A 24,220-nucleotide genomic window follows, 5' to 3' on the forward strand; every position below is an offset into this window, starting at 1 on the left:
GATTCAGGCTTTATTCATAGGTTGTGGGTTACAGAATGCGCTGCATATGCAGGATTACGTTGCTCCAATACCCTGAGTCGAGCTCACTGATCTGAACCCCGGGGTCCCCCCAGGTGTGAATGAACTTTCCGTCCCCAATGTAAATCCCGACATGCCCAGGTATAGCGTCACTTTCAAACCGACCGGGGACAGTGAAGAATATAAGATCGCCTACATCTAGTGCACTACGTTGTACACGAGTACCTAAATTATCTTGATCCTTGGCTAGGCGCGGTAGGGTTACTCCGAATTGTTTAAATACATGCCTTGTAAAAGAAGAGCAATCAAATTTCTTAGTCTCTTCATAAGGTCCGGTACCGAATTCATAAGGCACACCCAAGAATTTTTTGGCATAAGCAACTAATTCCTTTTTGTCTGCTTCAGAAATACTTTGAATGCGTAATGGCTTAGATTCATTTAATGATTTAGCAGATGGAGATTTTATAATATTTTCATGATCGGTCGGAGTGGCAATATTGATTTCACCAGACTGAGGATTCCAACCTACTTCTGTTTGAAGAAATTTGGATAAAGCTAAAGGTGTGATATAGATTTGACCTTCTTGTCGTCTAGGTGCTTGCGGCAGTGTTATTTTTTCACCTAAGGAAAAGACCTGAGGAGAGCCAGGGCGCAGCATATACATAACATCACTGTAGCCGATTTTGGTGTATCCTCCATGAGTAGCATCATCTTTCATTCGATATCCGAGTGAAGCAATCGCAGGTTTGAGTGGAATCCAGTACTTTCCTTGAGCATCGGTGATGGAGGACTTCTCATAATAACTAGAGGCTTGCATGCCATCGGGAGTTACAGCGTTTACCTTAGGTTTTTGTGATTCTGAAGAGTAGCCGCATGCGGTACTTGATAAAACGGCAGCGAGCAATACAGTAGTAGTGGATAGCAATTTTTTGTGTTTATTAGGCATATGACACGCTCCATGTTCAAACTGTAGGTTAAGTTTGTGCAGGAAGCTTTTTTTTATGTAAAAATGACTAAGGCAATCACTGTAAGACATAACCAAGACCTTCCTATATTGGGGAGTTATACACTATGAAATTTGTAATCTATGGAAGTAGGATAAGTGATTGACGGATAAACAACCTCCATATAATATAGGTTTAATAGATTTCCATCATTACTGTGAGGTACGTGTAAGCTTATGCTTTAATGCTTTCATCGATAAACGTGATAATGCTGAGTCGCTCACTTTGATGCACGCGTTAATAATCTAATGAAATGGGGTTTTTTAATGAAAAAGAGAAACATTTTGGCGGGTTTAAGCTTATGCTTCATGCTAGTAGCTGCTGGCTGTGGGAACAATAATGCCGCTGTAGACTCAGGCAATGCAACAAACACCGGTAATACATCAACAAATGCTGGAGCCGCTGATTCCAAAACGTACAAAATTGCAATTTCGCAATATGTAGAACATCCATCACTTGATGCTACACGCGAAGGTATTCTTGCTGCTTTGAAGGATGCCGGGCTTGTTGAAGGAGAGAACCTCAAGGTTGACCTTGAGAATGCTCAAGCTGACCCAGCGAATAACTTGACCATTGCACAGAAGATTGCTGCAGACTCGAACGATTTGGTATTGGCAATTGCGACACCTTCTGCTCAATCAGTTGTTCAAGCACTTAGCAAGTCAAGCAAGGATACTCCAATCCTGTTCGCAGCAGTGACAGATCCACTCGATGCAAAGATCGTTACTGATCTAGAGCACCCAGGTGGAAATGTTTCTGGTGTTTCAGACACGAATCCTGAAGCTATCAATAGATTAATGCAATTCATTGCTACTCAATTTCCTAATGTGAAGAAGCTCGGTATTGTTATCAACGAAGGTGAACCTAATGCTGTAATTATGGCGGATATTGCTAAGAAAGAGCTTGATAAGCATGGTATTGAGCTTGTGAAGGCAGCCATTACGAATACTTCTGAAGTGAAGCAAGCTGCTGAATCACTTGCTGGTCGTGTAGATGCATTCTACATTACTTTGGATAATACAGTAGTAAGCGCTGTCGATACGATCATTCAAACGGCTAATGATAAGAAAATTCCGTTCTTCTCCAGTGACCGAGATACCGTTGAAAAAGGGGCTTTTGCAACCGTTGGTTTCAAATACTTCGATCATGGTTACCAAGTTGGACAAATGGCAGTCGACATCTTGAAGAATGGTAAAAAGCCAGCTGATATGAAAGTAACGATGCAAGAAAAGCTTGATCTTATCCTTAACCTTAAAGCCGCTGCCGCACAAGGCATAGAAGTTACGGATGCGATGAAAGCAGAAGTAGCCGATCAAGCTAACAATATTATTCAATAAGACATTATAGTGGGGCGATTCCGTGAGGACGCCCCTTGCCGCTTGAAAGGAGAAGACTTCTATGTATGATTCAATGCTCGGGGCTGTGGAAATGGGGTTGCTCTACGCATTTATGGCTTTAGGGGTGTATATTACTTTTCGCATTTTGGATTTTCCTGATTTGACTGTAGATGGAAGCTTTACAACTGGCGGTGCCATTGCTGCAGTTATGATTACTAATGGTTATGCACCATGGTTAGCTACGCTAGCTGCTATTGCAGGTGGAATGCTGGCAGGAATGTGTACGGGTCTATTACATACGAAGGGCAAGATTAATGGATTGTTATCCGGAATTCTAATGATGATCGCACTTTATTCCATCAATCTGAGAATTTTTGGTGGTAAGCCTAACTGGTCACTAATGGGTGATACCACGTTGTTCTCGTCCATTAATCCACTTCTTGTGCTTCCTTTTGTTGTTTTATTTGTGAAAATTCTAATGGATTTATTTTTGCGTACGGATCTTGGGCTTGCTTTAAGGGCTACCGGAGATAATGCAAGAATGATTCGTAGTCTAGGTGTCAACACAGATAATACAACTATTCTCGGCGTTAGTTTATCCAACGGAATGGTGGCACTCTCAGGTGCGTTGATCACGCAGTATTCTACTTTTGCGGATTCCTCAATGGGCATCGGGATGATTGTTATCGGCTTAGCTTCGGTAATCATTGGTGAAGCCATATTCGGTGCTGGAAATGTATTCCGTGCGACATTGGCGGTTGTTCTAGGGTCTATTGTTTATCGAATCGTAGTTGCACTAGCCTTGTATGTACCATGGTTGAGACCTTCGGATCTTAAGCTAATTACGGCGATTATCGTTATTTTCGCACTTGTATTCCCATCGATTCAGCGTTTCTTGAAGCAGAAGAATATGGCGCGTAAGCGTTCGCTTGAATTAGCAGATCACGCGCTTAGCAGCAAGAGAGGAGGCAGCATCGATGCTTAAGCTTGATAACGTATCTAAGCTGTTTAATCCTGGTACACCGGATGAGAAGATCGCGCTACTTGGCATTGATTTGGAGCTTCTTCCCGGCGATTTTGTTACGATTATTGGAAGCAACGGCGCTGGTAAATCGACGCTCATGAATATTATTTCTGGAGTTATGAAGCCGGATCTCGGTTCAGCAAGTATTGAGGGCAACTCGATCAGCCATTTGGCAGAATATCAGCGCAGTCGCTGGATCGGACGGGTTTTTCAGGATCCTATGGCAGGTACAGCTCCACGGATGACGATTGAAGAGAATTTAGCGATGGCTTATAAAAGAGGGAAGAGCAGAGGCTTATCCTTTGGTGTAAACGCAGCGAGACGATCGTTGTTTCGTGAGGAGTTAAGTCGCCTTGGCATCGGACTTGAGGATCGCCTACGAGCAAAGGTAGGTTTATTATCTGGTGGGGAGAGACAGGCGCTGAGTTTGCTAATGGCAACCTTCACCCAACCGCAAATTTTACTGTTAGACGAACATACAGCTGCACTTGATCCTTCAAGAGCAGAGCTGATCACAAAGCTGACAGAGTCTATCGTCCGTGAGATGAAATTGACTACGCTTATGGTTACCCATAACATGGAGCAGGCTATCCGGCTTGGTAATCGTCTTATCATGATGGATAAGGGACGTATTATTCTTGATATTGACGAGACACGCAAAAAGGATCTTACGGTAGAACGCTTACTCGGAGAATTTGAGACCATCAGTGGTCATAAACTGGCAGATGATCGAATGATGCTTGGTTAGACATCTGCAGCAATGACATAGGCTCATGATAAGGACTTGAAGTGAAGTCAGATTTCTGATTTAACTTTAAGTCCTTTTTGTTGTAAGTTTTCCCAAATGCTGCAACATCGTTTATGATGGGATAGAAAAATAATAAATTTTACTTCCTAGAATAAGGGTCTAGAGTGAAATGGAGGATGCTGATGATTTGGAAGAATGTTAGCGCTTACAGGAGTTCTGGTATTTTCAATAAAATGATATTGATCATTTCATTTTTGCTGCTACTGTCCTTTTTGTTCTCTTTAACCGTCCTACAGTATGTTTATCGAATTTATGACAAGCAAATCTATGAAAAGGCATCTGAAGTGCTGGGGATGTCATCTATCAGTATAGAGAGTACTTTAAGAGAATTGGAACAATTGTCTTTCACAGTGGTCTCTGATGAGCAAATTCAGGAATGTCTTCGTCAGTTACAGGATGATCCTCAACCGTATGAGAGACAGGTCCTACATAACAAGATCATTAACAGATTAGTTGCTTTTGCAGGCGCAGAGAAATACGTCTATTCCATGATGCTGTTGGATACAAATGGTGGTGCTATGACCGCAGGGAATCGTGAAGGCGTATCACAGGATCTTCAGGATCAATTAAAGCCTCTGGCTAAGGAAGCTAGCGGAAGCATTGTGTGGTATCCCCAAGGAAATAAAAATTCACTCTTGGCTGTTCGGCAGATTAAATCCTACACCGGATCAACCTTTACGCTGGACGATCTAGGAACGTTAGTCATCCGTATCCGAATTGATCGCATTATAGCAGATAGCACAAGTAACACTTCGGATGGCGATCAGTTGATTGTTGTTGATGCGATGTCAGGGCTGGCGGTATATCCCCAGACTCCAATCTTGCTGCCAAATGAGCTTAAAGAGGAAACGGAGCGGACTGAGCTCTATCGGACAGCCAAGTATGAAGAAGGCACTTATTTTATAACGAAGACTAAATCATCTTATATGGAATGGATGTATATCAATGCGACCCCCTTCAATGAGATGTTCAAACATATTACTTTTGTTAAAAAACTGGTTGTCATCATATTCGCGCTTATATTACTAATTGGACTGCTCTTAGGCTATCGATTAGCCCGCAGTATTGTACGTCCGATCTCAAAGCTGACCAAAAAAATGAAGCAAATTGAAAAGGGAGATCTGGATAATCTGGAGGAACAGTCTTTGGGAGTAGTTTCGCAAACGGCACAGGACGAGGTAAGTCAGCTTAACCGAACCTTTAAAATGATGATCCGCAGAATTAGAGAACTCATCGATGAGAATTATGCGAAGCAGCTCATTATTAGAGAGACCGAGCTCAAAGCTCTGCAGGCGCAGATTAATCCGCATTTTTTGTACAATACACTGGAATCGATCAATTGGTTAGCGAAGATGAACAAGCAAGCTAAAATCTCAGAAATGGTAGAAGCTCTCGGTTATTTATTTCGCAGTTCTATTGGTCTTAAGGACCCTTTGATTACGATTGAAAAAGAGCTCACCATTGTGCGCAATTATGTCATTATCCAGAAGACACGTTTTGACGATAGACTTGATTTCCGCCTGGAGTTTCCCGAGCATTTGCATGACGCTTTAATTCCGAAGCTGACACTTCAGCCGTTGATCGAGAATGCGATCCGATATGCATTGGAACCAAATATTGAGCCTTGCACGATTTCTATAACCGTGATTGAGGAGGAGCATGGACTTGATATCCGTGTTAGCGATAATGGACCGGGGATGAGTGCGGAGTTCATCAAAGATTTGCAGCAGGGTAGAGTCAAGACACGTGGCGAAGGCATCGGGTTAGCAAACATCGCAGAGCGTATTCAAATCGTGTTTGGTCCAGAATGGGGTACAGTGATAGAAAGTGAGCCAGGTCAAGGAACGACAATACATGTACGAATACCTTATTTAAAAGGAGTGCTAGAGAATGTATAAGTTACTGCTGGTTGATGATGAACGGTTGATACTAGAAGGCATATCGCAGGTAGTGGACTGGGCACAGGCAGGAACAGAACTTGTGGGTACTGCGCGAAACGGGATTGAAGCCTTGAAGAAAATAGAGGAGCTTCGTCCTGAAATAGTGATCACTGATATTTCTATGCCCGGTTTGGATGGACTTGGCCTGGTGCAGAAATGCAGTGAACGGTTTCCTGAGATAAAGTTTGTTATGTTGACTGGTTATAAGGATTTTGACTACGCCTGTATCGCTATGCAGCACGGAGTGAAGCATTACCTGCTTAAGCCGTGCAATGAGAATCAAATACATGATGCATTGGTTGAACTGGTAGCAGAGCTCAATGAACTTAAGGGCAAGACGGAATTTGTAAATGACATGAAGCAACGTTTTACGAAAGTGCTACCGCATGTGAAGGAACAATTTTTGAAGGAATGGATCTCTAACAAAACATACGGAAGTCAAGATCTAGAGTATTATCAGGAACTGCTAGGCATCGAACTAAATGACAAAGTGGTGCGACTGATCCTGTTCCGACTGGAAGGTTCTTATGAATATGAGCAACTATTCGCTTTGCAAAATATTGCACAGGATATGCTTCGAGAAACGCTTCTTAGTACAAGGATAGGCGGATTTATTCTGATACTAATGGAAGTCGAAGGAGAAACCGCGCTGAATAGTTCACTGCTAGAGCGAATTTCTGAAGTAAGGAAAGTGTTCTATAAGTTTTATAAAGTGGACGTAACCATTGCGATTAGTGATGCGGACTTCATGATTCATTCACGGAGATTGTATCGTCAGACCCTGCAATGCCTTAACCACTGCTTTTATATGGAAGAGGGAGGAATGATTACAGGAAATGATCTTCCAAATGATGAATTAGGCGGAAGAAATGATATTGAGCTTGATGAAGAGCAAATTTGTCTGCTTATTAAGGCGGGCGAGCAAAGTGCAGTAGAGTTAGAATTAGATCGACTTTTTAACCTGCTTGCTGAACAGCGTGTGGATATTAATGTAACGCGATCTTATGTTTTGCAATTGTATTCCGCAATGATACGTTTAGCCGTCCCTGATGAAAGAAATAGCTTTACATCAAGTATGGCGGAACTAGCTGAGATTCGGACATTAGGTGGTCTTAAAGCCTATGTAAAAGATGCAGCTATTCGTCTGACTGCGATGTATGATCGTCATTTTCGGAGCCGCCAATCGTTAATCGTAGACAAAATGTTCAAGATTATTGCTGACGATTATAAAAATGCGGAACTGTCCCTTAGCTCAGTAGCTGCTGAAATGTTATATATGAATCCTGATTATCTTGGGAAGATATTCAAGAAAATTACAGGGGAGAAATTCTCTAATTACGTTACAAATTACCGGATTACTAAAGCATCGGAACACATCATGCAGAGTGGTGATGTAAGAGTGTTTGAGCTCGCTGAAATGTTCGGGTTCGGAGGGAATGCACAATATTTCAGTCAAGTTTTTAAAAAAGTAACTGGGCAGACACCCACAGATTTCATGAAACCCCCTCAAGCGAACTGATTATTGAACAAACAAGACGGTTTTTTGTATTCAACAATCACTGAATATTTGAGAAGATTTATACATGAAAGCGCTACCTAAAGGGATCAGAGCCTTTATACTATTATAGGAAAAGGGGACATGAATTTGAAAAAGAGATTCGCTTTACTAGCTGTACCATTGTTGTTGTCATCGATGTTAGCTGGTTGTGGTGGAGGTAATAACAATAATAGTGCTGCCGCTACGGATTCCGCTACAAACACGCCTTCAGAAACGAAACCCGCAGCTATAACTTCAGCAGAACCCGTAACTCTGCGTATAGCTTGGTGGGGTGGAGATACACGGCATTCTTATACACAACAAGTGATTGATATGTATGAAGCCAAATATCCGAATGTAACGATTGAACCTGAATATGCTTCATTCGATGATTACTGGAAGAAGCTTGCCCCTCAAGCAGCGGCGAATCGACTTCCTGATATCGTTCAAATGGATATTTCTTATATTAATCAATATGGATCTAACGGACAGCTCGAAGATTTGAAGCCTTATTTGAACTCTCAGATACAAGTCGGCGATGTGAATGAGAACGTACTTAGTACTGGGGTAATCAATGAGAAGCAATTCGGAATTCCATTAGGCGTTAACGTACTTGGTTTTCAATATGACCCAGAATTGCTAAAGAAGGCAGGGGTAGATTCCATTCCTGAGAACTGGACTTGGGATCAATACAAAGAAATTGCAGCGAAAGCTAAATCGGCTGGACTGTATATCGACGGTTCAATGGCAGCTGACGTATTCTTCAACTATTATTTGCGCACAAAAGGGCTGGCACTATATAACAATGATGGTTCAGCGCTTGGATATGAGGATGATGCCTTATTCACTGACTTTTTCGGAATGCTGTCTGGTTTAATTAAAGATGGAGCGGTTCCATCCCAAGACAAACTGAGCCAAAACAAAGGCGTTATCGAAGAGTCGGATATTGTTAAAGGAACAGGTATCGGCGTATGGCAATGGTCGAACCAATATGTTGCTTTGCAAATCGCTGTCAATCGTCCTATGGCACTGGCACAAATGCCTGGTCCGGATATGGAAAAAGGACTCTACATGCAGCCAAGTATGTATTGGTCGGTTACTTCTAACTCAAAAGTGAAGGAAGAAGCAGCGAAGTTCGTTGATTTCTGGATTAATGATCCCGATGCCAACAATTTAATCAAAGGCGAACGTGGTGTGCCAATTTCAAGCAAAATCAAAGAATCTGTAGCCTCACAATTAACGGATTCCGGTAAGCAAGTATTTAAATTCGTAGCTGACATGGAGCCTACTACTTCTCCAATGAGTCCGCCAGTTGGATCGCCAGAGGTAGTAGCACTCCTTACAGACCTTGCTGAACAAATGAACTTCGGGAAAATTGACCCAGCCGCCGCCGCCGCACAGTTCCGAAAAGAAGCGAACGCTATTCTCTCCAGCCGGTAATAGAAGGTAACAGATAACTATACTGCGTCTAACATGGGAAACGGCGTGCCATTTGGTTAGGCGGCAGTCCGTTTCCCTTATTATTCACATAAAAAGGAGTTGGAGACCCTTGGCATCCACGAATCCCCTTCCTTCGAATTCGCTGGCTTTTAAGAAAAAGAAGCTAACAGGCCGGAGCTTACGAAGCAACCTTACAGGATATGCCTTTATCAGTCCATTCGTCATTGGCTTCCTTTGCTTCACACTGATCCCGATGATCATTTCTCTTTATCTTTCTTTTACCAAATACAATTTGTTCGCTCCACCTAAATGGATCGGATTTGATAATTACATCAAAATGTTCTCGAATGACCCGAAGTATTTACATTCACTAAAGGTGACGCTGCTTTACGTATTTATTGGTGTACCTTTACGCCTCACCTTTGCATTATTTGTGGCCATGATTCTAAATACGAAATCACGCATGATCGGAGCCTATCGTACAACTTATTATTTACCTTCTATTATAGGAGGCAGTGTGGCGGTATCCATCATGTGGCGCAATATTTTTAGTGATACTGGAATTATTAATGGCATGCTCGGTTTCTTCGGCCTTGGACCAGTAAGTTGGTTTGGTAATCCGAGCGCTGCGCTTATTATGTTGATTACTTTATCCGTGTGGCAGTTTGGTTCGTCGATGTTGATTTTTCTGGCGGGCCTAAAGAATATTCCTGGTGAAATGTATGAGGCAGCTAGTGTAGATGGAGCAGGCTTTTTCAGAAAGTTCTTCAAGATTACAATGCCCCTCCTAAGCTCAGTTATTCTGTTTAATCTAGTCATGCAGACAATCAGCGCATTTATGACCTTTGTTCCAGCTTACATTATCTCTAAAGGTGAAGGCGGACCAATGGACGGCACCATGCTGTACTCTCTCTATCTTTTCCGTCAGGCCTTTATGTTTAATAACATGGGTTATGCTTCGGCTATGGCGTGGGTGATGTTGTTGCTAGTCGGCATCATGACCGGAATTTTGTTCAAGACATCCAAATCGTGGGTCTTCTACGAATCGGAAGGAGGAAAATAATCCATGGCGAAAATGAAACTGAAATGGCCGCTGTATCACATTCTTATCGGTGGCCTCGCTATCATTATGCTGTATCCGATTTTGTGGATGATCATGAGCTCTTTCAAAGAGAGCCGGCTTGTATTTGTTACTGCTCAGCAGCTTCTTCCCGATCCATGGGTATGGGGGAATTATGCTAAAGGCTGGGAAGGGATTGCCGGATACTCCTTTGGTGTCTTTATAAAGAATTCATTAATTATTGTCGTAGTAGCCACTCTAGGAGCGGTGGTTTCATCTTCACTGGTAGCCTTCGGATTTGCACGTAATAAGTTTGTAGGGCATGGCTTATGGTTCGGTATCATGATGATGACGCTTATGCTTCCTTCAGATGTTGTGCTAGTTCCGCAATATATTATCTATGCAAAATTGGAATGGCTCGATAGTATCAAGCCGATCGTAGTTCCACAGTTCTTCGGTGTTCCGTTCTTTATTTTCCTAATGCTGCAGTTTATTCGGACAATACCTGTTGAACTTGACGAAGCGGCTACGATTGACGGGTGCGGGAAATTTGGCCTGTACTTCAGAATCATTCTCCCACTCATCCGTCCTTCTATGGCTACTGCAGCGATCTTTTCCTTCTATTGGCGCTGGGAAGACCTGCTTGGGCCAGTGTTGTACCTGAACTCTCCATCTAAATATACAGTTTCTATGGGGCTGAAAATGTTCCTGGACAGTGAGTCTGTGTCCAACTGGGGACCGATGTTTGCTATGTCCGTTCTTAGCTTGGCACCCGTCATGATTATTTTCTTTATCTTTCAAAAGCAGATTGTGGAAGGAATCAGCACCAGTGGCTTGAAAGGATAAAATATCTAATGAAGAAAGGTGCGGCTGAATTTGGATAGCTATCATTTTGACTTTGGGATTAAAGATACAGCGCCCGGCTACACCAAAATTCGGCCGGACTCACGATACTCTCCGGATGCGCGATTTGGTTTTACTTCAGATTCGACAGTATTCGGGCGTTCCAGGGGAGGAGCAGATACATTAAAAAGTGATTTCTGCATTCCGCAGAGGGCAGTCTTCCTTGTAGATATTCCTGATGGGATTTACCGGATTTCTTTGTTACTTGGTGATTCCTTAGCAGATACGAGTACAGTAATTCGAGCGGGTGATGGTAAGTACGTATTAGATACATTGAACGTCCCGGCAGGTCAATATGTACGAGAATTCTTTGCGATGCGAATCATGGGTGGCCAGCTTACGCTCTCGTTCTCGGGTGCTGCACCACGAATAAATGCAATCGACATAGATCCTGATAATGAAGCACTTGTCTTATATTTGGCTGGTGATTCTACAGTGACTGATCAAGGAGAAGCTGGTTATCCTTATGCTGGCTGGGGACAGTTACTGCCACGCTGCTTCAAAGCAGGTCTTGTAGTAGATAATCGGGCAATTTCAGGACGTAGCTCGAAGAGCTTTATTGAGGAAGGGCATTTGGACAATATTGCCGCGGTGCTTCGGCCCAGAGATTATATGTTCATACAGTTTGGTCATAACGATTCGAAAGGGGATGAGCATAGACATACCGAACCTTTCACTACATATAAAGAGTATTTGCTGCGGATGATTACAGTCGCTAGGGAAGCGGAAGCCTACCCCGTACTGGTGACCGCTGTACATAGGCGGAGATTTGATGCTGCAGAAGCTATAGTAGACAGCCATGGCGATTATTTAACGGCGATGAAAGAGTTAGCCGAGACGGAGCAGATCCCACTGATCGATTTGGCAGAGAAAAGTCGTAAGCTTTTTGAAGCCTATGGAGTGGAAGGAACGAAGGATCTGTTCATGTGGAGCTATCCTGGAGAATATATCCTGCATCCAGTTGGTGTACAGGACAATACTCATTTTCAGATTTTTGGCGCTCGACTGCTCGCTGACCTTATTGTAGAAGGCATCCGTGAAGCTGGATTAAATGATCTCATCATTCATCTTCGACAAGGCGAATAATTAATTCTTTGGGCTAAGTAAAGATCTATCGATTCAACTTCTGTATGCGAGGTTAAGGTTAAGGAAAGAACTTAACTGGAAGGCTTGCATGATAAGAAGGAGGATACTTAAACATGGCAGATAAGAAGCTGGAAGGCAAGGTAGCTATTGTAACTGGAGGAGGTTCCGGTATTGGACGAGCGACCGTGCTTGAGTTTGCTCGAAACGGGGCCAAAGTTGTATTGCTAGATAGAACGGTTGAGAACGCAGAAAAGGTTAGAAAACAAGTGGAGAAAGAAGGCGGAGAAGCCTTCGTAATTGAATGCGACGTTGCTGAACCACCTCAAGTGGAAGCAGCAATCAACAAGGCGGCCGCGAAATGGGGGCGCCTTGATATTGTTTTTGCTAATGCAGGGATTAATGGAGCTATGACGCCCATTGAAACAATGGATATTGAGGCTTGGGACCAGACGATTCACATCAACCTTCGTGGAACCTTCGCGACGGTTAAATATGCGATACCGCATCTAAAAGAGAGCGGAGGCAGCATCCTGATTAACAGCTCCATTAACGGAAATCGTGTCTTTTCCAACATCGGTTTCTCTGCTTACAGTACGACAAAAGCAGGCCAGGTTGCTTTTATGAAAATGGCAGCATTAGAACTCGCTCAATTTCAAATTCGCGTAAATGCAATCTGTCCCGGGGCTATTAAGACCAATATAGATGACAACACTTTCCCATCCGAGGATCTCAAAGAGGTAAAGATCCCTGTTGAATTTCCGGAAGGGGATCAACCGCTAGAGGAAGGTCCTGGACGTCCTGATCAAGTTGCAAAGCTGGCACTTTTTCTGGCCTCCGAGGATTCAGATCATATTACAGGAACTGAGATTTATTGTGATGGTGCAGAATCGTTACTCCATGGTTAAAAAATCGTAAATAATCGCTTCCATTAAAACGGATTCTATCCTCTTCGTTATGCGGATTTTATAAGCTGTCTGCGCATATACATGGAGGATAGGAGTGCCGTTTTTTTGCTGTAAAATAAAGCTAATCATAATCTCCGTTTTCCGTTATAATGGAGTATCTGTGGAGAAAGGAGAATGAACTATGGATTTTCATATTGAATCATTAATTAAGCTGCTAGTGGCCATGCTGTTCGGGCTGTTCATCGGGATTGACCGACAGATCAAGCAGAAACCGCTGGGGATTCGGACCAGTATGGTCATTAGTATTGCCTCTTGTCTTGTAACAGTAGTATCTATTCATGCCTTTGATAAGTTTGCAGGTCCAGAGCATCCGAACATGGATCCGATGCGTCTCGCTGCTCAAATTGTCAGTGGGATAGGTTTTTTGGGTGCTGGTGTTATATTGCGTAGAGGCGGTGATGCAATTTCGGGTCTGACCTCGGCAGCACTTATCTGGACAGCTTCCGGAATCGGTATAGCTGTGGGCGCAGGATTCTATATTGAAGCAGCATATGCAGTTATTCTTCTGATGTTTGCGGTGAATTTGGTTCCTCATTTAATTCGTTCAATGGGTCCTGAGGTGCTTAACAAGCATGAGGTTTCGGTAAGAATCATCATGGAAGCTAATTTTGTACTTACTGAAGTGATTCAAAAAATCGAGCGACCTCAAGTTAGCACCCAACGTAGTACTAGAAGTCCATCCCGGGCGATCCGCAGAATGAAAATTAAGGATTTGGAAGATGGAAGACAAATGATCGATATGGTGATCTCAGCACCGGATAAAGATTACGCAACAGAGATCTATTATGATGTGAAGAAAATTGATCATGTCATGAGCGTTGAAGTGGAACAGCTGTAAAAAAGGGCATGTCACGTCATGACCAGATGTGGTAATCTATCAAGTAGAGACAATTATCAGACACTGGAAGGGAGAACACATTATTATGTCTATCACAGCATATGAAGGACAATATGAAGGAGAAGCAGCCATCTGGTTGAAAGCTGGCCGTTATGAGGCAGCTATACTACCAGGCATCGGCGGCAACTTGATCTGTTTCCGTGATACCGAAAACGGTTACCGTTTCTTGCATGAACCGGGAGCTGAGGAAATGGAAGCCTTCAAGGCAAGTCCAGGCATTCATGGTATTCCTGTATTATTTCCTCCGAATCGTTATGAAGATGGCAAATTTCCATGGAATGGTCAAACTTATCAACTCCCAGTAAATGAAGTCGCAACGGGCAACCATTTACATGGATTTTTACATACGGCAGCTTGGGAAGTGGAAGAGTTCGGTAGTGGTAAGACCGAAAGCTTCGTAACCGTATTCATCAAAGTGGATGAGAATCATCCTTCGTATCAGTACTTGCCGTTTAAATACACAATGAAACTACGTTATACCCTTGGTGAAGGTGGCTTATCACAACAGGTCCAAATACACAATGATGGTGATGCTGTGATGCCTTGCTTGCTGGCATTCCATACCGCGATTAATGCACCATTCGCACCAGACAGCACACCGCAAGATTATCTTGTAAAAGCTACCATCGGTAATCGCTGGGAGTTGAATGACCGTATGCTACCTACTGGTAAATTCCAAGAGCTGGAGCCGGGCGAAGCTCAGCTTCGTGATGAAGGAGTAAATCCTTATTTCGCTTCGATGGACAACCATTACACAGCTGTAGCTCAGAATGGACGTAACCGGATGGAGCTTACCGACAGCAAAGCTGGAGTCACTTTAGTTTATGACGTAGGGACTTCGTACAAGCAGTGGATGATCTGGAATAATGGTGCCTCTGAACAGTTCTTCTGCCCTGAGCCGCAAATCAACTTGGTTAATGCGCCAATGGTAGATCTGCCAGCGGATGAGATCGGCTTGTTCAGCCTCAAACCAGGAGAATATTGGGAAGAAAGCAGCCGTCTGTACGTGAAATAGTGTTTTCTTGTGAATAATTCAAAGAAAGGGCTGTCTTGTTCGTAGATTTCTACGAATAGACAGCCCTTTAACGTTTAATTAGGAGCAGAACTTTATTTTTTACTAGCTATTTCTTCATTAATCTGCACAATAATCTCTTGGATACTCTTTGAACCAAGATCACCCTCACCACGTTTTCTTACAGATACACTGCCAGAGTTCTTCTCATTCTCACCGAGAACGAGCATATAGGGTGCTTTTTCCAGCTGGGCTTCACGAATTTTGTATCCCAGCTTCTCATTTCGGATATCAACCTCCACACGAATGCCAGCTTGTTCTAAGGATTGCTTCACCTGAAATGCATAATCAACGTAGTTCTCAGAGACGGGCAATAATTTCGCTTGAACGGGTGCTAGCCATAGCGGAAATGCTCCGGCATAATGCTCCGTAATAATCCCCATAAAACGATCAATCGACCCATAAACAGCGCGATGGATTACGACCGGGCGGTGCTTAAGATTATCTTCCCCGATGTAAGTGAGATCGAATTTCTCTGGCATTTGCCAATCTAGTTGGATGGTTCCACATTGCCAGCTTCGTTTTAGCGCATCTAAGATATGGAAATCAATCTTTGGTCCGTAGAACGCGCCATCACCTTCATTCACACGATACTCGATCCCGAGATTGTCTAATACATTTTGCAGTGATTGTTCAGCCTGATCCCATAATTCTTCAGATCCCATATAATCTGCCGGTCGAGTAGATAATTCAATCTTATACTCAAAGCCAAACACTTGATAAATATGGTCTATCAATGAGATTACCCGGTTTATTTCATCCTCAATCTGCTCTGGCAATACGAAGAGATGGGCATCATCCTGACAGAAAGTACGAACACGCATCATTCCGTTAAGTGCTCCAGAGAACTCATGGCGATGCACTTGACCAAATTCCGCAATACGAATGGGCAGCTCTCGGTAAGAATGTAGATTATTTTTGTAGATCATCATATGACCTGGGCAGTTCATCGGTTTGAGTGCGAATTTTGTTTCGTCTACATTTGTGAAATACATATTGTCTTTGTAGTGATCCCAGTGCCCGGATTGCTCCCAAAGCCGATTGTTCATCATCAGCGGTGTACGAACTTCATCGTAATCTCTCTGTCTTTGTAATTCACGGGCAAAGTTTTCAAGCTCTGTACGAATTGTCATTCCCTTGGGAAGATAGAAGGGCATGCCTGGCGCTTCTTCAGAGAACATGAACAATTCCAATTCCTTGCCGAGCTTACGGTGATCACGTTTTTTAGCTTCTTCAAGAAAGAGTAAGTGCTCTTCAAGTTGAGCCTTCTTAGGAAAAGCAGTGCCGTAAATACGTTGCAGCATTTTATTCTTGGAATCCCCACGCCAGTAGGCACCTGCTACATTCAACAGCTTAAAGGCTTTGACCAAGCCAGTAGAGGGAAGATGTGGCCCTCGACAAAGATCCGAGAATTCTCCTTGATCATAAATAGATAATACTGTGTCTTCCGGCAGATCGCGAATAAGTTCCAGCTTTAAGGGCTCATTCATCGCTTCAAAAAGCTTAATGGCTTCAGCGCGAGAAACCACACGGCGGACAATAGGGTGATTCTCTTGGATGATTTTCGCCATCTCTTGTTCGATTGCAACTAGGTCATCCGTGGATAAGGGTGTCTCAATATCAATGTCATAATAAAAGCCATCTTCGATTACTGGCCCTATGCCAAGCTGGACACCCTTGTCTCCATATATACGTTTTATGGCCTGAGCCATGATATGTGCTGTGCTGTGTCTATAAATTTCTAGGCCGTCTTTGCTATCCAACGTAACAATTTCGAGCTGGCAATCATGTTCGATCGGTTGGTTTAGGTCAACAGATCTACCATCTATTTTTCCAGCTACAGCATTTTTTTTCAGACTGGTACTTATGGCACCTGCTGCTTCTTTAATCGTCGTTCCTTGTAGTACCTCTCTAATTGTTCCGTTTTGCAGTGTTACCTTGATCTCCATGATTGTTAGCCTCCATTTCTCAAAAATTGTTAGTGGTGAACGCAAAAAAACGCATCTCTCCCAGAAAGGGACGAGTGCGTTCAGCTCGTGGTTCCACCCTAATTCGACCTATCACAAGGATAGGACCTCATTGGTATCCTGTAACGTGGATAAGTCGGTGCCACATACTACCGCGAATTAGATCTACGGATTCAGCGCCACGGCTACAAAGGGGTAACTTCACAATCGTTTACTGGAGAAGCTTTCAGCTAGGACCTCTCTCTCTGGACAGTTCGTATAGGAAATCATGTCTTTGATCATTGCCATATGATGTTGCTCGTTCATAGTACTCAATTGCACCCCATAAAGTCAAGAGGCAGGAAACCAGAAATTCAGATCTCTTTTATTGCAGTCATCATTTACGTATTGGCAAAGGAGAAGATATACTCGTTGGCGAATGTATGATATCAACCTATTTTAAGGAGGTTTGATATGCAGATTCTCGCCATGCTGACGATGCTAATCGACCATATTGGCTATATCTTTTTTCCAGAGGATATTGCTTGGAGATATGTAGGAAGAATAGCCTTTCCAATCTACTGTTACGGGCTTGTGCAGGGGCATATCCATACATCATCCAGACCGAAATATTTGTTCCGGCTGCTCTTAATCGCTATTATTGCTCAGATTCCATATAATTTAGCGATTAATCCTGGTGGATGGAATGTGGTGTTTACGCTTTTGTTATCTGCAATCGTATTAGTTATTTTGGATAAACTGCCTACTATATGGCTTGATATACCTGTAGTCATTGCAGCTATCGCGTTAATGGATTATTTCCCGATAGATTATAATGCGTACGGCCTGCTGCTAGTATTGATATTCCGTTATACGAAGTCATACTGGCTTGTTGTAGCACATTTGGCACTAAATCTGTTCTACATGTTTTATAATTATTGGGTTGTGCAAATGCTCAGTATTTTACCGACGCTGTTGATTGCTTTGGCGCCTGCACTTTGGGGATATTTAGAGCGTCACCGGGTACCACGCTGGGTGTGGTGGTCTTTTTATCCTGCGCATTTACTGATTTTAGCGATATTTAAGGGCGTAATATACAATGAATGGGTTTCTATCGAATGGCGAACTTTGTTGAATTTATAGTAATTTTACAATAAGTAATACTTTGATTTACAAATGTTGCCTTTGCTGAGATAATGGATTGATTTCAAAAAATCTTAAAAAAAGGAGACTTGCTATGAGGAGAATGAAAGCTAGGGCAAAATGGTTTATTCCTTTTGTCGCACTGCTGCTTGTTCTGGCCGGTTGTCAATCGGTTGGAGGTTTCGATGTTAATAAGGCATTGATCGGGGATGTCGATGTTAAATCATCAGAATCCAGCATGACTTTTTCTATGAACGCTGAACCTTCAGAAGGAATTAGCGCAGAAGATAAGGAAATGGTAGATCTCATAAATTCTTTTTCCCTGAGTATTAGCAATGCAAAGCTACAAGAGAATGGTAATGTATCTGCCAATGGAACGATTGGCTATAAACAATTGAATATCCCTTTCTCATTGTTTATGGACAAACAAACTTTAGTCTTTACGGTAGAAGGAGCAAAACAACCGTTTTACTTCCCGGTTCAAGGCTATGATGAGGTCTTAGCTGAAGTTGGATTGGATCTGACTAAAGCTGAAGATCTTAGTAAGCTGCTAACGAAGTTTGTGGTGAAGAATCTTCCTAATCCAAGCGCAATTAGCGTAACACCAGTTAGTGAGGCTGTGTATGGCCAGCAGGTGAATATGACGAAGTTACATACCGAAGTGACGGGTGATGAGCTTCCTGCATTGTTAAAAGGATTCCTGAAATCGATCTCTAAAGATACGGAAGGCTTTACAGAATTGGTTGGTGGTCTATATGACTATCTGTATCCTGTGATCAAAGCTATGGACGAAAAAAGCTCCGGTGATTACGAAATTCCAGGTATTGGAGTAATTCCTCTGGGTGATAAAGAAGCGGTTGTAACCGTACTGCATGATGCAGCAAAATTGGCTGTGGATGCGTTATTGCTGGTTTATGACAATCAACTAGACAGTCTTTACAAATCGACCCCTGAGCTTAAGACAGTTCTGAGTAAGGATACGAAGCTTGCTGTCGACATTTTTGTAGACAGTGGACTACATGTTCGTAAACAGAATGTTGATCTGAAAGTGGCGCTTCCAGGTACTGAAGATATGCCATTAAAGAGTTTCTCTCTTAAGGCTTCCAGTCAGATTTGGAACATTGGTGGTGCTGTAACGGCAGATCCAATCAGCACTGAAGGAGCACTTGATGTTTCTTCCGGTAACCTGACTCCTGGAGAGACTTTGAACAATTTCGATCCGAATTCTAACGTTTATCGTATATTGAAAGACGATCTTGGTATCACCAAGAGAACGATTGTCATCGAGCCGGACGACGAATATTATTATCCGATCGTTGACAATAATACTACGTATATTCCTCTGCGTTATTTGGCAGAAGATTTAGATGCAACTGTGGAATGGGATACAGTCAATCGTGCCATTATTGTAACGGATGGTGTGTACGGTGATAAGCTGGTATTCAAAATCGGTTCTTCCGAAGCAGTGATTAACGGTGAAAAAGTGAAGCTTGCAGAGCCTGTATTTGTTGACGAGTATGGTGATGCCTATGTATCGCTACGTGTGCTTGCTGAAGCACTTCATGCTACTGTGTACGTAGATGAAGATGGTTGGATTACTATTACACGTAAATAGTTAGTTCGATCCTCATGGCTAAATAACACAAGCAAACCCAGCTTCTAACTTCGCAGAAATGCGAGTGGAGCTGGGTTTTTTATATGAAATATGGCATCTTTTTATTGCTTCGTTAAAACCACCTCTAGGTCGACATTACTTAACGCTTTTTCTTCAGCCATACTTTGGACATACCCTCCCAAGAAACCATCCTGCTGTCCCTCCCAAAGCTTGTAGCCGGGCAACGCTTTAATATCCTTAGCAAAGCTACCCGCAGTTCCTGCGAAGTACTGTACATTCAGCTTGGACATTACCTTCGCCTTGGATTCTTTTTCAGACTCCGTTAAAGGACTCTCCTTAAGACTATCCATAGCTTTGTCATAGGAGTTAGTAGCAAAGGCTTCTTCGGTATATGTCTTGAAGCTTAAAAGATTGTGATCTGTAATCTGGTTAGCTTCAGCCCAACCTTCCACGTTCAAAGATGCTGTTTTATAATTTACGGTTCGCGAGACGGGATCGAAGGTCATGGCACCATATTGATGTGGATTGACGGCCATTGCACTCGTAGCGATATCATAGATTGGCATTGGTTCAGAGGATGCTGTGTCTTGATTCGCGTCTGCTGGATCTACTTGAATGTCCTGCATATGAATATGTCCTGAGAGAACTAGATTAAGGCCATTTTTCCGTAAGGATTTTATAGCTTCCTGGCTGTTATTAAGCTTGAATCCTGAAACAGACATAGAAGTGTGACTTAATAAGTTATGATGCATCACGGTGATCACAGAAGCGTGCTCTTTGGCTGCAAGCTTAACGGATTCATCTATCCATGAAAGCGTAGAGGAAGCAATACGCCCATCGGTTTGAGGGAAACCATATTTCTGATTATTAAGGTATTGGCTACTGTCTATCATGAGAATCCATAAGTTGGGAGCCGCCTTGACGATATAGCTTAGTGATTCTTTATCACGTGATACAGCCTCTTTATAGCCGAAATCAGTATACATTTTGACGAAGTCCTTGTCCGTAATTGAATCCGTAAGGAGCTGTTTATCGCCACTGAAGGATCTAGCCCAAGGATTAAATATGTCGTGATTGCCTGGAATGACATATACAGCAGTCCCTAGTTGTTCAATTCGTTTTAACTTTTCGGTTAACTTTTGATGACTGCTGCGTTCTCCATTATTAGTTAAATCGCCACTGAGGATGATAAATGCAGGTTTTTTCTGTTCAGCGTCATAGAGTAGAGCCTCAGCCATTTCATCACTGTAGGGCAGCATTTTTCCATCGCCTCCAGTGACATAGGTCTGAAAAGCCTGCCCACCATCCTGAAGATCCTTATCTAAAAAATGAGTGTCTGTGGCTACCCAAAAAGATACAGGTTTAAGTTCGGCTTGATTAAGTTCCACAGCGTTTAAATTAGACGATTTTGTGTCTTTACAGCCAGTAAGTGCCAAGCTAAGAAAAAAGAGCACTACACAAGAGAATATGACCGTTTTTTTATGTAGAATAAGCGCTTTATCTATTGGAAAATTCATTTATATAACCTTCCTTCTGTACTTTTGCTGCACTATTGTAGCTTATTTTTAGCTGAAATGTATATCGGAAAAGTGAAGGGGAGATGTTACTAACCGAGGCTAATTGTATATCCGACCAAATAAGTTGAGAATAGATGTTGTATTTTCAGAAAAAAGGTGATAAGATGTACAAAAGTAAGTTACTTAAATAAATGGAGGTAGTTATTCTATGTCTAAAAATTTTCTTGAAGCAGTTAAAGGAAGACGTTCCATCTATGCCATCAGTAAAGAATCTACTGTAGCCGATGCTCAAATTATTGAAATCGTTGAGCAAGCGGTGTTGCATAGTCCAACTTCATTCAACTCCCAAAGCTCCAGAGCGGTTGTTCTTTTAGGTGAACAGCATGATAAATTATGGGATATCACTACGGAAACTTTGCGTAAAATCGTTCCAGCTGAACAATTTGAAGGAACAGCGCAAAAATTAGCATCTTTCAAAGCAGGTTACGGCTCCGTATTGTTCTTTGAAGATCAAGCGGTAGTGAAGAACCTTCAAGAAAACTTCGCATTGTATGCCGAGAACTTCCCAGTTTGGTCTAACCAATCTTCAGGCATTCTGCAATTCGTAGTATGGACTGCACTTTCTGAAGCAGGTTTAGGTGCATCCCTGCAGCACTATAACCCACTAATTGATGACGAAGTGAAAGAAGCTTGGGGCATCCCGCAAGACTGGAAACTGATTGCCCAATTGCCATTTGGTAAGACTGTAACTCCAGCAGGTGAGAAACAATTCCAACCGGTTGAAGATCGCGTTAAAGTCTTTAAATAAGCTTAAAAAGAGCGTTTAAAACCTCCTTGACCAGGCTAAGTAATTATATAGTCTGGTTAAGGAGGTTTTTGTATGCCGTGGAATAAAGACGATTATCCTGATTCACTGAAAAACTTCACAGCACCTGTTCGTAATAAGGCAATTGATATTGCTAATGCACTTCTAGAAGATGGATATGAGGAGGGAAGGGCGATCTCTATTGCTACCGCACAAGCGAAAGAGTGGGGAGAGAACCGTGATAAGCAGATCCGTAAAAAAGGACACTGATCATAAGGCTCTGGATAGGTACAAAAAAAGCAGGACAGCGTCTATTAACGCTTGTCCTGCTTTTTACAGCCGTATTATTTAGTGGATTCAGTTCCTGCTTCTGCGCTTGCAGATGGCTCAGGAGAAGCTGTTGCTTCTTTTTTGGCATCTGTAAGTGAATTTGTAATTTTTGCTTTGGCAGTTGTATCTGACAACCAAGTGGTGGAAAGAGTGGAAACCTTTTGAGACACAAGGGTCTTTTTGATCTCATCTTTCTTTTCTTCCAGGGTGTAGTTTTTAGCGTCTTTGTGGTCGGTTACTTTAATGATGTGATAACCGTAATCGGATTTCACAGCACCGCTAGTTTCCCCAACTTTAAGTTTAAAGGCTACATCGGAGAATTCAGCTACCATATCTCCACGTTTGAAGAAGTCTAGATCTCCACCATTAGCCTTGGAACCAGTATCCGAAGATTTTTCTTTAGCTAGTTCAGCGAAATCTGCTCCATCTTTCAATTGCTTCAGAATTGCATCAGCTTCTTCTTTAGTCTCAACGAGAATGTGGGAAGCGCGAACTTGTTCTTCTTCATTGAAAGTAGCTTTATTTGCTTCATAGTAGTCTTTGATTTCTTGATCCGTTATAGTCACTTGCGGCTCAAGAATCTTCCGTAGTTTTACTTGCAGTGGCATTTGCTTCTTCAAGTCATCAACGGTCATTGAGCTTTGTTGCAATGCAGCATTAAATGCAGCTTCTCCGCCGAATTGTGCTTTAAGATCTTCTAATTCAGCATTGATGTCTTCGTCAGTAACGGTTACGTTGGCTTTTTTAGCTTCTTGGTCAACGAGTTCTGTTGTAATCATAGCTTGCAGCGTGCTTTCTCCGCCTGCTTCGATCAATTTATCATAAAGTTGTTCTTTAGTAATGTTAGTTCCGTTAACGCTAGCAACAGCTGTGTTGCTGTCGTCCTTTTGGAATGGAGGCTTAATCAGTACAATGATGAGCGCCGCAGCCAGTACCACAGAGGCAATCATCCAGCCCTTGTTACCTTTAGGAGAAACTGGTGGAGTAGGTGGCGTCGTATTATTGTTACTGCCGACTTTGTTCATTACTGGAATACTATCCTCTTTAGTTGTATTCACAGGTGCTTCAGCAGCTACGACCTCCACTTCATTTACTTCATTGGTATTCTCGGTAGTGTTCAATTCTTCTTCCGGAGTACCGTTGTTTTCTAAGTTCTCATTTCCATTCAGATCTTTTTTGTCCATTATTAGTAATGACTCCCTTCAATATAGGTGTTGCTTGTCTATTTACAACTTTAACAGAAATCCTGATCCTAAACCTTAAGAAAGTATAAAAAAAGATAGGATCTTTTTAAGTTTCTATTAATAAAAAGCAAAAAGCCGGAAATGGCATCGGTAACATGCCCTTCCGGCTTATGGGAATAAGATGTTTACTTCAGTCCTTTCAATAGATGACGAATACTTTCTTGTTTCCGTCTTGGGACCCGTACGTTTTTAGCGAATAGGCCCTTTTCTCCGAAATAAATGCAGTCGTCTTCGATAGAACTGATCTTGTTTAGATTGACATAACAGCCACCGTACACATGATAGTAAGTTGAATTGGATAACAATCGTTTTAATTGCTCGGCAGTCATTCTCTTTTTTATGTTGTAGTTTCTGCCGTGAAAAATGACCAAATCATGGTCCCCGACCTTAAAGAACAGAATGTCTGTTTCCACCTCGAAGTCCTCGTATACATTTCTGGCTTCCAGCAGGATGCTACTCATTCATGTTCCCCCTTTGTACTTAATAAAAGACTAATGTTAGCGCTTTCATTATAACACAATCCCTAAT

21 protein-coding genes are annotated in these 24,220 nt (G+C 42.4%); 16 read left to right on the forward strand and 5 right to left on the reverse strand.

Annotation, left to right across the window (positions count from 1 at the left end; genetic code table 11):
- Window positions 1–28 precede the first annotated feature (28 nt).
- Complete coding sequence (locus tag QNH28_RS12090) at window positions 29–964, reverse strand: C40 family peptidase (protein WP_283911566.1); 936 nt, start codon at window positions 962–964, stop codon at window positions 29–31.
- Between the two features lie 324 nt (window positions 965–1,288).
- Between QNH28_RS12090 and QNH28_RS12095 the strand changes: the two genes are divergently transcribed.
- The 12 genes from QNH28_RS12095 (at window position 1,289) to QNH28_RS12150 (ending at window position 15,035) form a co-directional block, all read left to right on the forward strand.
- A complete protein-coding gene (locus QNH28_RS12095; protein WP_283911567.1) occupies window positions 1,289–2,359 on the forward strand; it encodes an ABC transporter substrate-binding protein in 1,071 nt (356 codons plus the stop codon).
- Window positions 2,360–2,420: 61 nt separating this feature from the next.
- The gene (locus QNH28_RS12100; RefSeq protein WP_283911568.1) at window positions 2,421–3,344 is read left to right on the forward strand and encodes an ABC transporter permease; all 924 of its coding nucleotides are present in this window, start codon (window positions 2,421–2,423) and stop codon (window positions 3,342–3,344) included.
- Window positions 3,337–4,131 (forward strand): ABC transporter ATP-binding protein, encoded by a 795-nt coding sequence (locus QNH28_RS12105; RefSeq protein ID WP_283911569.1) that lies wholly within the window; start codon window positions 3,337–3,339, stop codon window positions 4,129–4,131. The genes QNH28_RS12100 and QNH28_RS12105 overlap by 8 nt, the downstream gene beginning before the upstream one ends.
- 182 nt (window positions 4,132–4,313) lie before the next feature.
- Window positions 4,314–6,089 carry a sensor histidine kinase gene (locus QNH28_RS12110; RefSeq protein ID WP_283911570.1) on the forward strand — a complete coding sequence of 592 codons (1,776 nt, stop codon included), beginning with the start codon at window positions 4,314–4,316 and terminating at the stop codon, window positions 6,087–6,089.
- Window positions 6,082–7,650 carry a response regulator transcription factor gene (locus QNH28_RS12115; protein WP_283911571.1) on the forward strand — a complete coding sequence of 523 codons (1,569 nt, stop codon included), beginning with the start codon at window positions 6,082–6,084 and terminating at the stop codon, window positions 7,648–7,650. Before QNH28_RS12110 ends, QNH28_RS12115 begins: the two co-directional genes overlap by 8 nt.
- A 120-nt stretch (window positions 7,651–7,770) precedes the next feature.
- Window positions 7,771–9,108, forward strand: coding sequence for an extracellular solute-binding protein (locus QNH28_RS12120; RefSeq protein WP_283911572.1), 1,338 nt, complete (start codon window positions 7,771–7,773; stop codon window positions 9,106–9,108).
- Window positions 9,109–9,250: 142 nt separating this feature from the next.
- Window positions 9,251–10,171, forward strand: coding sequence for a carbohydrate ABC transporter permease (locus QNH28_RS12125; protein WP_042132108.1), 921 nt, complete (start codon window positions 9,251–9,253; stop codon window positions 10,169–10,171).
- Window positions 10,172–10,174: 3 nt separating this feature from the next.
- Complete coding sequence (locus QNH28_RS12130; RefSeq protein ID WP_042126927.1) at window positions 10,175–11,014, forward strand: carbohydrate ABC transporter permease; 840 nt, start codon at window positions 10,175–10,177, stop codon at window positions 11,012–11,014.
- Window positions 11,015–11,044: 30 nt separating this feature from the next.
- Window positions 11,045–12,157 carry a rhamnogalacturonan acetylesterase gene (locus QNH28_RS12135; RefSeq protein ID WP_283911573.1) on the forward strand — a complete coding sequence of 371 codons (1,113 nt, stop codon included), beginning with the start codon at window positions 11,045–11,047 and terminating at the stop codon, window positions 12,155–12,157.
- A 113-nt stretch (window positions 12,158–12,270) separates the two neighbouring features.
- Window positions 12,271–13,062: an SDR family oxidoreductase gene (locus tag QNH28_RS12140; protein ID WP_283911574.1), complete on the forward strand. Its 792-nt coding sequence runs from the start codon at window positions 12,271–12,273 to the stop codon at window positions 13,060–13,062.
- Window positions 13,063–13,243: 181 nt separating this feature from the next.
- Window positions 13,244–13,960, forward strand: coding sequence for an MgtC/SapB family protein (locus tag QNH28_RS12145; protein ID WP_283911575.1), 717 nt, complete (start codon window positions 13,244–13,246; stop codon window positions 13,958–13,960).
- An 85-nt stretch (window positions 13,961–14,045) separates the two neighbouring features.
- Window positions 14,046–15,035 (forward strand): aldose 1-epimerase, encoded by a 990-nt coding sequence (locus QNH28_RS12150; protein WP_283911576.1) that lies wholly within the window; start codon window positions 14,046–14,048, stop codon window positions 15,033–15,035.
- 92 nt (window positions 15,036–15,127) lie between these two features.
- On the opposite strand, the gene thrS is transcribed toward QNH28_RS12150, so the two are convergent.
- Window positions 15,128–17,041 (reverse strand): threonine--tRNA ligase, encoded by a 1,914-nt coding sequence (gene thrS, locus QNH28_RS12155; protein ID WP_283911577.1) that lies wholly within the window; start codon window positions 17,039–17,041, stop codon window positions 15,128–15,130.
- A 471-nt stretch (window positions 17,042–17,512) separates the two neighbouring features.
- Between thrS and QNH28_RS12160 the strand changes: the two genes are divergently transcribed.
- Window positions 17,513–18,181, forward strand: a complete 669-nt coding sequence (locus tag QNH28_RS12160; RefSeq protein ID WP_283911578.1) for a TraX family protein — start codon at window positions 17,513–17,515, stop codon at window positions 18,179–18,181.
- A 94-nt stretch (window positions 18,182–18,275) separates the two neighbouring features.
- A complete protein-coding gene (locus QNH28_RS12165; RefSeq protein WP_283911579.1) occupies window positions 18,276–19,796 on the forward strand; it encodes a copper amine oxidase N-terminal domain-containing protein in 1,521 nt (506 codons plus the stop codon).
- A 101-nt stretch (window positions 19,797–19,897) separates the two neighbouring features.
- On the opposite strand, the gene QNH28_RS12170 is transcribed toward QNH28_RS12165, so the two are convergent.
- On the reverse strand, window positions 19,898–21,313 hold the full coding sequence (locus QNH28_RS12170; RefSeq protein WP_283911580.1) for a metallophosphoesterase: 1,416 nt from the start codon (window positions 21,311–21,313) through the stop codon (window positions 19,898–19,900).
- Window positions 21,314–21,521: 208 nt separating this feature from the next.
- Here QNH28_RS12170 and QNH28_RS12175 point away from each other — a divergent pair, with 208 nt between their 5' ends.
- Together QNH28_RS12175 and QNH28_RS12180 are read left to right on the forward strand one after the other, a co-directional pair.
- On the forward strand, window positions 21,522–22,121 hold the full coding sequence (locus QNH28_RS12175; RefSeq protein ID WP_283911581.1) for a nitroreductase family protein: 600 nt from the start codon (window positions 21,522–21,524) through the stop codon (window positions 22,119–22,121).
- A gap of 72 nt (window positions 22,122–22,193) precedes the next feature.
- Window positions 22,194–22,388 carry a DUF2188 domain-containing protein gene (locus tag QNH28_RS12180; protein WP_060622303.1) on the forward strand — a complete coding sequence of 65 codons (195 nt, stop codon included), beginning with the start codon at window positions 22,194–22,196 and terminating at the stop codon, window positions 22,386–22,388.
- Window positions 22,389–22,462: 74 nt separating this feature from the next.
- Here the strand turns inward: QNH28_RS12180 and QNH28_RS12185 are convergent, their stop codons facing one another.
- Together QNH28_RS12185 and QNH28_RS12190 are read right to left on the reverse strand one after the other, a co-directional pair.
- Window positions 22,463–23,632 carry a peptidylprolyl isomerase gene (locus tag QNH28_RS12185; protein ID WP_283911582.1) on the reverse strand — a complete coding sequence of 390 codons (1,170 nt, stop codon included), beginning with the start codon at window positions 23,630–23,632 and terminating at the stop codon, window positions 22,463–22,465.
- A 185-nt stretch (window positions 23,633–23,817) separates the two neighbouring features.
- The gene (locus QNH28_RS12190) at window positions 23,818–24,153 is read right to left on the reverse strand and encodes a hypothetical protein (protein ID WP_042126947.1); all 336 of its coding nucleotides are present in this window, start codon (window positions 24,151–24,153) and stop codon (window positions 23,818–23,820) included.
- Between the last annotated feature and the right edge of the window lie 67 nt (window positions 24,154–24,220).

It is taken from the genome of Paenibacillus sp. G2S3, assembly GCF_030123105.1.
Classification (GTDB): domain Bacteria; phylum Bacillota; class Bacilli; order Paenibacillales; family Paenibacillaceae; genus Paenibacillus_AQ.